Source organism: Alteromonas marina (assembly GCF_000808575.1).
Taxonomy (GTDB): Bacteria; Pseudomonadota; Gammaproteobacteria; order Enterobacterales; family Alteromonadaceae; genus Alteromonas; species Alteromonas marina_A.
Map to the genome: position 1 here is coordinate 107,403 of NZ_JWLW01000006.1, position 11,441 is coordinate 118,843.

General features: G+C 44.5%; 9 protein-coding genes. 1 reads left to right on the plus strand and 8 read right to left on the minus strand.

Annotated elements, in window-relative coordinates; genetic code table 11:
* Positions 1-4: 4 nt before the first annotated feature.
* From RJ41_RS04215 to RJ41_RS04250, 8 genes are all read right to left on the minus strand, one after another.
* Complete coding sequence (locus RJ41_RS04215; RefSeq protein WP_039217384.1) at positions 5-1,102, minus strand: tetratricopeptide repeat protein; 1,098 nt, start codon at positions 1,100-1,102, stop codon at positions 5-7.
* Between the two features lie 170 nt (positions 1,103-1,272).
* Positions 1,273-2,559 carry an alpha/beta hydrolase family protein gene (locus RJ41_RS04220; protein WP_205622700.1) on the minus strand — a complete coding sequence of 429 codons (1,287 nt, stop codon included), beginning with the start codon at positions 2,557-2,559 and terminating at the stop codon, positions 1,273-1,275.
* 179 nt (positions 2,560-2,738) lie between these two features.
* A complete protein-coding gene (locus tag RJ41_RS04225; RefSeq protein WP_039217390.1) occupies positions 2,739-3,692 on the minus strand; it encodes a hypothetical protein in 954 nt (317 codons plus the stop codon).
* A gap of 208 nt (positions 3,693-3,900) precedes the next feature.
* Positions 3,901-4,485, minus strand: a complete 585-nt coding sequence (locus RJ41_RS04230) for a single-stranded DNA-binding protein (protein ID WP_039217393.1) — start codon at positions 4,483-4,485, stop codon at positions 3,901-3,903.
* A 267-nt stretch (positions 4,486-4,752) separates the two neighbouring features.
* Entirely contained in the window at positions 4,753-6,315 is a 1,563-nt protein-coding gene (locus RJ41_RS04235; RefSeq protein WP_039217395.1) for a sodium/sugar symporter, read from the minus strand.
* Positions 6,316-6,671: 356 nt separating this feature from the next.
* The gene (gene galK, locus RJ41_RS04240) at positions 6,672-7,811 is read right to left on the minus strand and encodes a galactokinase (RefSeq protein ID WP_039217399.1); all 1,140 of its coding nucleotides are present in this window, start codon (positions 7,809-7,811) and stop codon (positions 6,672-6,674) included.
* Entirely contained in the window at positions 7,804-8,859 is a 1,056-nt protein-coding gene (locus RJ41_RS04245) for a UDP-glucose--hexose-1-phosphate uridylyltransferase (RefSeq protein ID WP_039217401.1), read from the minus strand. Before RJ41_RS04245 ends, galK begins: the two co-directional genes overlap by 8 nt.
* A 172-nt stretch (positions 8,860-9,031) precedes the next feature.
* A complete protein-coding gene (locus RJ41_RS04250) occupies positions 9,032-10,051 on the minus strand; it encodes an aldose epimerase family protein (RefSeq protein WP_039217404.1) in 1,020 nt (339 codons plus the stop codon).
* Between the two features lie 328 nt (positions 10,052-10,379).
* On the opposite strand from RJ41_RS04250, the gene RJ41_RS04255 reads away from it, so the two are divergent.
* Positions 10,380-11,381 (plus strand): LacI family DNA-binding transcriptional regulator, encoded by a 1,002-nt coding sequence (locus RJ41_RS04255; RefSeq protein WP_039217407.1) that lies wholly within the window; start codon positions 10,380-10,382, stop codon positions 11,379-11,381.
* The last annotated feature ends 60 nt before the right edge of the window (positions 11,382-11,441 follow it).

Genomic DNA, 11,441 nt, shown 5'->3' on the forward strand with positions numbered 1-11,441 from the left:
GGTGTTACGCCGCAGCTCGCTTTTTCAAAGCCTTTTTGATTTTTTTAAGAACCTTCGCAAAACGCTCGTCTTTTTCTTCTGTCATTGTGTTTACAACGCGCTGCGCTTCATCAATCTGACCAGCATTGAGCAGCAATTCAGCCAACCGCAATTGTGCCCAACTAGGTGTAGGTAGGCTCTCTGTATCAATAGCCGTAGTTTCATAGTTTTGTAGATAGTCTTTTAAAGCTTTTATACCTAATTCTGTGTACTCACCACTTTCAACAGCCACTTGCCCCAAACGATACTTTCCATACATAAGGCTAATTTTTCGCTTCTGATAAATGTCCCAAGCATCATTCTCGGCTTTTGTTACCTCTGTTAATTCAATATCTGTGAGTGGCGACAATATCTCGAACGAAGAGTCGTATTGCTCATCAGACAAATAGAAGCTTCCAAGTTCAACACGAGCGCGAATTTGGGTTTGCTCGTCGTCTATCAGAGACGCAAATATTGCCTTTGCTTTTGTCTCTTGTTCCTCTTCCAGATAGACTCGGGCAAGAGCAAATTGACCTTCGGTTTTGTCTAGAGCTGCAATTTTTTGGGTAAGGTTCATGGCTTCATCCATATCCCCTCCAGCAATAGATGGCGCCATTAAGTGAAATTGCATTAAGGCTTGGTAAACCTCAACATTTTCGGGAGCAATCTCGACGGCCTTCTCTAAACTTTTTTTCGCTTTCTTTGCATAACCCAGAGCAGAAAAAATGCTACTTGAAGCCTGTGCGCCCATTACACTTGCGTGTGTATGGTATGCCCTGTAGTCATCGCTATATTTTAGAATAAATTGCTCAGCCGCCTCTTCGGCATCGTCCAAATCGATATTCATCAACGCAGAAATCAACATATTATGCTGTTCAGGTGATTTGTTTTTCACATCATCAAGAACATCTACCACATGGGCGAAATCTCCTTGCTTAAAGGATGCTTTTAATAGCTCTACGTCGTTGCTGTTTTCAGCAACTATGCCTTGTTTTACGGTATTCGCTTCCGCATAAGCAGAGGGTTGGACAGCAACAAAAGAACAGGCACAAAGCACTGAAGTAACTAACTTACGCATTCTCATTTCACTTCCTTATGATGTTAATGATGAGTTCGATTGATTGTTATAGTAAATGAAGGTACTGACGAAAACATAAATGTTTAAGCATATACATTATGCCACTATTGAATTAGATACAGCGGAAATATGTAACAAGAATTAAAAAGGGTGCTTAAGCACCCTTTTATAACGCATTACTTACTTTGCATCTCCAAGCCTAACGCCCAGCGGTCATCAAACCCTTTCCAAGGCTCTGGCTTTTTGCCATCTACGGGTACTTGGGCACTACTGCCACTCACGTTCAGGTATTCACAATCATCTTTTAAACCTTTCACATGGCAGTTCATAAGCGCAAGCGCAAAGTGCTCGTTCATAGCATTAAGCTTTTGCACTTCCCATGCAGGTTCGATGTAACTTCCCAGATCAAACTCACTGCCATAGGCTTCTTTAGGTGCAGGGTGAGGCGCAACGTTATGACGTGCATTCTTCACGGTCAGTAGCTTAGATTCTTTACTGCCGGTGTTATCAAACAACCACTTAATACCATCGTAGCCAGAAATATCGTCGTTATCACCAGCAACATAGAGAACAGGAACTTTGATATTGTTTAGCGACTGAACATCAAAAAGCTGATGTTGCCCGCCCCATGGCGCAAGAGCTAACGCTGCTTTCCAAGCTGGCAGTGTTTCTTCGCTAAGGGCCTTGCCACCTGCGCAGGTGTTAAGCGCTTCTTTTATCAACGCTACCGCTTTAGGATCTTGTGTTCCAGTGAAGGTTGCAGCGGTTTGGTCGTTAAAAGCATAGCATCCTCCTACCGTGCTAACTGCGCCGTAGCCCCCCATCGAATAGCCGATAATACCTGCTTTGCTCCCATCCACACTCTCTTTAAAAAAGGTATTTTCGCTGATGCTGTTGAAAGTAAAAACTTGGTCACGCGAGCGATTTAGTAACGTGCTTGGAAAGCCTGAATACGGGTTTTCTGCAAAATTAACATCTTTGTTTGTGGAATCTGTGTGGTCGATTGCCGCTACAACATAACCGTGAGACGCAAGGTGTTCGCCTAAATAAAACATAAGGGTACGGTAACCGGTATAACCATGAGAAATAACAATTACCGGAAAATCAGTGTCAGCGTTGGCAATAGGGGCATCACGGCTTGCATCGGCTTGTACCTCAAACACTTGACCACTTCTTGTCTCATTAATGTATGTGGTCTTTTGAGCAGAGCTTGCTGCGGGATACCAAATTTCCAAAGTAAGTGATCGCTCGACTTCATTGCCAGCAATGTCTTTGACTTTAACAGGGTAAGCCGCTTCGACTGTTTTTACGCCAACGTCATAGTTACCTTTCTCACTTAACGATGGCATTACGTCGGCTGGAAACGGCTTATAAAGCGTTTGAGCAGCTGATACCGAAGGAGATATGGCCGCGGTCGCTGAAACCAGAACAGCACCGCCAAAAAGCAGGGATAACGTTTTCATAATTTGGATAATTTTCTCGTTATTAACAGGCAAATTTATAATACCTCGTCACGGGTATCGCACAAGCCAAACACTATTATTATTGTTGATTAAGAAGAATAAGGGGAGGTAATAAAATAGGCTGCTTTACGCATGAATTGTCGTGAAAGTAATGGTAAAACGTAAAACCTTGAAAGCCTTCAGTTTGAAAGGTATTGCTTCCACCTTTCATCAAAAAGTGGTTTAAGAAATAAAGGGTATCCATCTGCCACAAAGTTAATGTCTCTTAAGGTTTGGCTTTTCATAGGCGTGGATGTAATGTGAGTTAGCGCGCTGTCTAGATCACTCGTTACCGCTTGTCCTAGCTCACTCTTAGAACACAGTAAGCGCTTTGTTCCTCTTAGCTGCTGGGACAGTTCACTGATTTGATAAACATTAAGCGCATCGAGTTCTTCTTCTGGTAATGCTGAAAGCTCGCGGTGCCCTACATAGCCAAAGTCTATTCTTCCACTTTCCAGTAGGGCAATGGTGTGCATGCCTAAGTCTTTGCCTAACCCATTTAAACGAACCACATTGTTTTTTGTAGCCCATTGCTCAACAGTATCGGCGTATACGTTATTCACATCGTTGTAGAGTACCGTTCTCAAATTATGCTGAAGCAAAGCGCGTAAAGAAATGGACTCAAAATACCCCTGCGTTGGCTGAGACTGCGCGGTATCTAATTCATTTTTCAATGAAGGCTGAAGCGCTTTTCTTGCAACAATGAGTAGCGGTAAGTTTATAGAGGTTGGCTGGGAGTAATATCCCCACTCAGCGCGTTCTTCTTGGTAAGCGGCTCCATAAAAACAATACACTTTTTGTGCGGATTGTTGATGCTGTACCATCGACCATGCGCGTTTAACCGGATAAGCTTCAAATTGGTGGTCGTAGTTATGCAGGTGTGTAGAGAGGTACGCCATGACGTCATAGATCGGCCCTGAAGTGATACTGACACCACTGCCTTCAATTCCAAGCTCGGGTGGGCGCAACCATACTACTGTAGGCTTTTTGGAGGCGCAGCTTTCCCCTTCACATTCGCCGTCTGTTTGCGCAAACAACACGCTGCTTTTAAGACACAACAAAACAAAAGCCACCAAGGTTACTACTACTGACACTGCAAAAACCCAACCTTTTACACGTAATTCTTAAAGCTCACTCATCGCGTTTATGGGAAAACAACAATGGGAATATGATGAAATTATTTTAAGGTAATCGGGGGAAGAATGGCGGGCACCAATCTCATAATTGGGCGAACTTAGCTCAAAAAAAGAGCCGCTATTAAAGCGGCTCTTAGAATATTTTCAACACGTGAACTGTTTTTGCTTAGAACGGAATGTCATCGTCGAAGTCAAAATCTGGCTCAGCCATTGGTGGGTTCTTTGGCTGACCTTGATTGCCACCCTGAGGCGCTTGATTGTAGCCACCACCTTGGTTTGAGTTGTAGCCGCCCTGCTGACCACCACCTTGCTGTGGCGCTTGGTTATAGCCGCCCTGCGCTGGAGCTTGATTGTAACCACCTTGGTTGTTTTGAGGACGTTGGTAACCACCGTTACCGCCGCCACCTTCACCACCGCGACCACCAAGCATTTGCATTTGGTCTACGATAATTTCAGTGGTGTATCTATCTTGGCCTTGTTGATCTTGCCACTTACGCGTCTGCAATTTACCTTCAACATAAATTTGCGAGCCCTTTTTCAGGTACTCTCCGGCAATTTCTGCTAAGCGACGGTACATTGTAAGGCGGTGCCACTCAGTGCGCTCTTGAACCTGACCCTGTTGGTCTTTCCAGCTTTCGCTAGTTGCTAGGCTTAAGTTCGCAACGGCGTTTCCGTTAGGCATGTATCTAACTTCAGGATCATTGCCAAGGTTTCCAACAAGAATAACCTTATTAACGCCTTTCGTTGCCATTGATGTCTCCTGTAACGTTTTTAGTGGCTTGCTGTATAACTCTTCTTAGTAAGACATCAGCAAGCGCGAAAGTTCATCGAATATTAGCCAGTTAGTATACCGTATTTTATGAGGGAAAATTGAAGTTTTTCGCCACAGGTTTACGTTACTAACTGCAACACGTTCTAGAACTTAACAAAATTTATTGTCAGCGTCTTCTGAACTTTCGCGTTGTTTTTAGCTAATTTTAGCAAGGGCGTTGCGATTAAAAACGCCCTTCCTTGTCTGCTACCACCACGTAATGTAAAACGCCGCTGTAAGGATAACTACAGCGATAGATGCTACATTAAATCCGCTTGTGGTTTTGAACTGCACTTCGTTTAGGTCGACAGCGTTTTCACTGACACCTTTTTTCTCTAGCAGAGAAACAACCACAGCTAAAGCGACACAAAGCAGGAACACAAGACCAACACGGTCAATAAACGGCAGTTCAGGCCAGAATTGTCTAAACACAATGCTTAAAACAAATGAGCCTAATGCGGCCAATAGACCACCGTTTGCTGTGGTTTTCTTCCAGAACATACCTAAAACGAACAATGCGCAGATACCTGGTGTAAAGAAGCCCGTGAATTCCTGGATATACTGGAATGCTTGATCGAAATTACCCAACAGCGGCTTGGCCACCACCATAGCAATGATAAGCGCGACCAAGCTTACGATACGACCCACTTTCACATAATGCTGCTGCGACTCGTTTGGACGCTTATCTTTATAAAGGTCCATGGTAAAAATAGTAGAAACGCTATTTGTCATCGACGCTAGCGAGGACACAATCGCCGCCACCAAGGCTGCGAAGATAATACCTTTAAGGCCAACAGGCATCAGCGTCATTAGGCTTGGGTATGCTTGGTCCGGTTTTGCTAAGTCTGGCACAATTAGCACTGCTGCAATCCCTGGCAATACAACAATTAGCGGCATTAGCAGTTTTAGGAAAGCTGCAAACGCAATACCTTTTTGCGCTTCTTGAACGCTCTTTGCCGCCAACGTGCGCTGAATGATGTACTGGTTAAAGCCCCAATACGACAGGTTCATGATCCACATACCGCCAATCAATACAGAAATGCCCGGCAAGTCCATATAGTGCGCGTTGTCTTTTGACAAAATCATGTCGAATTTCTCAGGGAGCTTGTTAGTAAGGTCAACAAAACCTTGGATGGCACCATTGCCGTCGCTGATTAGGTTTAACGCCGTATACGACAGGAACAAGCCACCAATAACCAACAACACGACTTGAATAATGTCGGTGAGTGCTACCGCTTTCAAACCGCCGTAAAGTGAATAGGTTAACGAGAAAAGGCCTAAGAACATCATGCCGTAAACCATATCAACACCCGCGATGGTATTGATGGCCAATGCACCTAGCCACAGCACAGCAGTTAGGTTTACAAAAACATAAACACCTAGCCAGAATATTGCCATTACCTTGCGAACGCGATGATCATATCGCTGCTCAAGAAATTGAGGCATGGTGTAAATTTTATGCTTAAGAAAGATAGGTAAGAAGAACTTGCCGACAATAAGCAGCGTAATGGCGGCCATCCACTCATAAGACGCAATGGCAAGCCCCAACTGGTAACCTGACCCCGACATGCCGATGATTTGTTCGGCAGAAATATTGGCAGCGATGAGTGATGCGCCAATTGCCCACCATGGCAAGCTTGAGCCCGCTAGAAAGTAATCATTTGTGTCTTTTTGATGACCCTGCTTTTCGCGAGAAACCCACCACGCAATTCCGACAAGCGCGACGACGTATACCACGAACAACGTGATATCTATTAATGCTAATTTCATAGTTTTTCCCAAAGTTCTTATTTTGGGTGCGGCGATTGTTATGCAGGGTACACAGGTGAAAAATTGTTTTTATTATTATATTGGTTGTTGCCACACCAGTGTCACGTTATTAAAACGCGTTTCGCAAAGCACAATAAATCATAAATGGGTGAAAAACTCACCGTTAAACTTATCGCGTTATTGCGGGTAGTATTAGTATCACACTTTGTTTACTTTTTTTAACTAGAAATGTGCACTTTTTGTAAAAAAAAGCCGCAACCAATGGATGCGGCTTAAGGGACACAAACAATTCTAAAGAATAGGATTGTTTAGAAAGGGGAGAGGTTTGTGCATAAAGGCTGTATTTAAATCGATAATTAGGCGAACGCGCCCTGTGTAGCCGTACACACATAAATGTCAGCACTGTACCCTGTTTCATCAGAGTACTTGTCGGCCACGACTTGCTTCACCGCTTCAACTTTGTCGGTAGGTACAAGGGCCACTACGCAGCCGCCGAATCCACCGCCAGTCATGCGAACACCACCCGATTTACCCAGCACTTCACCAATGATCTCAACCAAGTAATCGATTGGGCGAACGGTAATTTCAAAGTCATCACGCATGGAGATGTGAGATTGCGCCATGGCTTCACTAACCGTTTCGATGTCGCCAGCTTTTAATGCTTGGCTTGCTGCCAGTGTTCTAGCGTTTTCGGTAACAATATGCTTCGCGCGGCGATAAACCACCTCTGGCATATGTGCTTTAGCGCCTTCTAGCATTTCCATAGTTGCTTCGCGTAACGATGACACACCCAATAACGACGCGCCTTGTTCACACTGCTGACGACGCAAGTTGTATTCACTGTCAACCAAACCACGTTTAACATTCGAATTGATGATAACGATTTGATGCGAGTCTGGTAGTGGTGAATGCTCAATGGCTAGCGACTGGCAATCAAGCAGCATTGCCATGCCTTCATTACCCATAGCAGAGATTAACTGATCCATAATTCCGCATGAGCAGCCTACGAACGTATTCTCTGCTTTCTGGCCTAACAGTGCAGCCTGTACGCCATCGAGGGGCAACTCATACAGCGCGCTTAACGCTTTTAGTATAGCCACTTCAAAAGATGCCGAAGAGCTTAACCCAGCACCTTGTGGCACATTGCCCGTAACCAATAAGTTAGCGCCGCCAAAATCTGGCATGGCCTCTTTAAGTACTTTCACTACGCCGCGAACATAGTTTGCCCACCCTTGTTCTTCGTCATAGTTAATGTCTGACAACGAAAACTGGTTTTGCTGATTTTCGTAATCCATCGCGGTAACCACGATGTCATTATCTGCGCGCTTTGTTGCCGCAACCCACGTTCCAAAGTTGATTGCAGCCGGAAATACGAACCCTTCGTTATAATCGGTATGCTCACCAATAATGTTCACTCGACCCGGCGCATGTGCGATTAACGCTGGCGCCTCGCCGTAATGCGTTTCAAAATTAGAAGAAAGTACTTGATTATCCATTCGCATTCTCACGTTTCTTATAGTGCACTGTGGATAGTGCTTTTAATCTGTCTGCCGCTTGTTCAGGGGTCAAATCTCGCTGTGCCTCTGCCATCATTTCGTACCCAACCATAAACTTGCGTACACTTGCTGAGCGCAGAAGTGGTGGGAAGAAATGCGCATGTAGCGTCCATTCAGGGTGCGCTTCACTATCAAATGGGGCACTGTGCCATCCCATAGAGTATGGGAAAGACGTTTCAAATAAGTTGTCGTACTTCGCTGTAATTTCGCCAATGATCTTAGCAAGAGATAGCGACTGAGAATCCGAGAGCATGTGCATAGATTGCACGTCAAATCTGGGTAACAGTAGCGTCTCAAAAGGCCAAGCGGCCCAGTATGGTACAACTACAACCCAATCATCATTTTGACACACGACTCGCTCTTGCTTCGCGACCTCTTGCTCGGCATAGTCCAACAGCATAGGCGTGCCGTTTTCACCAAAGTATTGCTGTAGCTGCACGACTTTTTTCGCTGGGTCGGTAGGCACATGCTGCTGCGCCCATACTTGACCATGAGGGTGAGGATTTGAACACCCCATCATTGAGCCTTTGTTTTCAAAAACTTGTACCCAGCGATAGATTTCACCAAGTTCAGCGGTTTGTGCTTTCCACGTGTTGACTACGTCTACGCGTTCTTCATCGGAAAGCTCAGGTAACGTTTTGCTGTGATCAGGGGAAAAACAAATAACACGACTGCAGCCTTGCTCAGTTTCGAACTGAAACAGCCCCTTTTTCTCACTGGCTTGTTCTGTATCTTGCTTAAGGGCGGCAAAATCGTTTTGAAAAACAAACGTACCTTTGTAATCAGGGTTAACTTCACCATTCACGCGGGTGTTTGTTGGACATAAATAACACGTAGAGTCGTAAGATGGCTTTTGTTCGTTGTTTGGCTCTTCTGAGGCTCCCTGCCAAGGGCGCTTCGCTCTGTGAGGCGACACTAACACCCACTCACCCAACAAAGGGTTGTAACGGCGATGTGGATCGTTGGTAGGGTCGAAAGGGGTTCCCATAATCACTCTCTCTGAATTAGCCTGCTACGCTCTAATGCGCAACATCAAATAGGGTTAAACGTTTACCCTGATAATGATATAGCAAGCTTTTACGTTTATCAATTGCGTAACAAAGAAAATTAATTGTTAAATTGATAACAAATAATTTTCTTTTGTTACTACATAACGATTTCTATGCGCTGAACTTGTATCGCATACTTGCTTTGAAGGTTTCCCCGGGTTTTACGAAACAGTTTGGAAACTCGGGCTTATTGGGTGCATCCGGGAAATGCTGTGGTTCTAAGCACAAGGCACCAAGCTGATCGTCGGTTTTCAACCCGCCAGTATAAAACTGCAAACCCGGCAAGTTAGTAAATAACGACATAGCAATACCAGTATCAAGAGCCTTTACGGTTGCTTGTGGGGTATGCTCAGGCGTATCACGGAGTACATAGTTGTGGTCGTAGCCTCCCACCCTATCAAATAATGGATGGGAATTAGATTGCTCTGCCCTTTCTTTTATTGCTGTAGGTTTCGTGAAATCAAAGGGAGTATTGGCAACTTCGACCAGTTTTCCAGTTGGCAGCAAGGTGCTATCTGCGTCCGTGACTTTGTCAGCATCTATATGTAGCAATGTATTTCCCACTTGAGGGTCGTTGCTCAACGTGAAGTAAGCATGCTGCGTGAAACTAAGCGGGGTTTCTTTGTCTGTATTTGCGGTGATCACAAGAGATAACTCGTTGTTTTGATCAAGGGAATAGCATGCCTCTACATTAACAGTACCGGGAAAGCCACCTTCCCCATCGGGACTAGTTAAGGTAAATGTTACAGCCACACTGTCTGTCGTCTCTTGGACGCTTGCCGCCCAAACCTTCTTATGAAACCCAGCTAGGCCGCCGTGTAGATTATGTTCACCGCCATTTTTATCTAAGGTGTACTCTGTTCCATTTAACGCAAACGAGCCATGTCCAATTCGGTTTGCGTAGCGTCCTACGATCGCACCGCGATAGCTCGGGTCATCTATATAGTCTTGTAGAGTCTCGAAAGTTTGGACACAACTTACCGATTCACCTTCTGTATTCGGGAAGTGAATTTCTTTAATAATTCCACCGTAGTTAAGCAAGGTAACTGACATGCCGTTGTCGTTAGTTAACGTAAAGGCGTTTATGACTTCGCCTTCTACTTCACCAAATGCAGATACATTTATTTTCATAACAAAATTTTTACCTTAAGACGTGCTTAGTAAACTGACGTTTTCCAACCTACTACACATTTTTTATACATTAATGAATAATGCAATCTTTCAGAATGTCTAGGAGGTTATACGTTTTCCATTCTTTTTTACAGCGGTTTGATTAACAATCATAGAAGGTAAAACCACTTAGGTAATCTAACGCTCTTCATCTCTCTAATGCATCTCAGTCCCGTAAAAGACACCACAAGCTAAGCGTTAGAATTTTATCTTTTTTTGTAAATATAATGTACGCTATGGCAATCAGGTCAATCGACACTCCACGCAATAAAACGAAGTTTGAAAGAAAATGGCAACAATAAAAGATATCGCCCAAGCCGCTGGCGTTTCATTAGCGACCGTATCAAGAGTTATTAATAATGGTCCTAAAGTGGGCAATGATACTCGCAAGCGTGTCAAAAAAATCATGGAAGAAATGGGTTATCGTCCCAACGCTAATGCGCGGGCACTTGTAACTAAACGTAGCGCATCTTTAGGCGTTGTCATTGCTGAGCTCCACGACCCATTTTTCGCTATGTTAGCCCACGGTGTGGAGTCCATTACCCGCAAAAATAACGTTCAAATTTTATTAAGTGCCGGCTCTATTGAAAAAGAGACTGAACTTCGCGCTATTGAAACACTGCTAGAGCATCGAGTAGAAGCCATGGTAGTGCACAGCAAAGCACTTGATGACGAGACCCTGATCGGTTTTGCAAACCAAGTTCCAGGCTTTGTATTAATTAACCGCTATATACCAGAGATAGCAAATCGTTGTGTATGGCTTGATAACGTAACCGGTGGTCGCCTTATGGCGGAATATGCCATCAACCAAGGCCATGAACATGTCGCGGTGATAAGCAGTCAGTATCGCATAGACGATCCTAATCATCGCCTCGAAGGGATTAGAAACGCAGTTAACAATGCGAATTTAAGCTTGCCTGAAAGCATGATTGAGTATGCTACGCCCGATCAGGAAGGTGGTGAACTGGCAATGCAAAACTTGCTTGCTACTGGTGCAAAATTCACTGCTGTTTTGGCTTATAACGATGCTATGGCATCTGGTGCTATGACCATGCTGCAGGACCATGGTATTTCAGTTCCAGAACAAGTTTCTGTGATGGGGTACGATGATGTGCTGTTAGCAAAGTACTGTCGGCCCAAATTAACCACGCTGCGTTATCCCGTTGAAATGATGGCCGCGAAAGCGGCTGAGCTGGCGTTAAAGTATGCATCTGGGAGTAAACCAGAAGAAGGGTTAACCTTCAAATATACACCTACGGTAGTTAAACGAGATTCTGTAGTAAGGGTTTAACCTTCGCTTAATTTGCGATAGCTTTCATAGGACGCAAAATGAACACCCGCCATTGGCGGG

What these genes read in the sequence shown, in the direction of transcription:
- RJ41_RS04235 (WP_039217395.1), bottom strand. Translation starts at nt 6,315, where the DNA reads ATGAAATTAGCATTAATAGATATCACGTTGTTCGTGGTATACGTCGTC.
- RJ41_RS04230 (WP_039217393.1), bottom strand. Translation starts at nt 4,485, where the DNA reads ATGGCAACGAAAGGCGTTAATAAGGTTATTCTTGTTGGAAACCTTGGC.
- RJ41_RS04255 (WP_039217407.1), top strand. Translation starts at nt 10,380, where the DNA reads ATGGCAACAATAAAAGATATCGCCCAAGCCGCTGGCGTTTCATTAGCG.
- galK (WP_039217399.1), bottom strand. Translation starts at nt 7,811, where the DNA reads ATGGATAATCAAGTACTTTCTTCTAATTTTGAAACGCATTACGGCGAG.
- RJ41_RS04215 (WP_039217384.1), bottom strand. Translation starts at nt 1,102, where the DNA reads ATGAGAATGCGTAAGTTAGTTACTTCAGTGCTTTGTGCCTGTTCTTTT.
- RJ41_RS04250 (WP_039217404.1), bottom strand. Translation starts at nt 10,051, where the DNA reads ATGAAAATAAATGTATCTGCATTTGGTGAAGTAGAAGGCGAAGTCATA.
- RJ41_RS04245 (WP_039217401.1), bottom strand. Translation starts at nt 8,859, where the DNA reads ATGGGAACCCCTTTCGACCCTACCAACGATCCACATCGCCGTTACAAC.
- RJ41_RS04220 (WP_205622700.1), bottom strand. Translation starts at nt 2,559, where the DNA reads ATGAAAACGTTATCCCTGCTTTTTGGCGGTGCTGTTCTGGTTTCAGCG.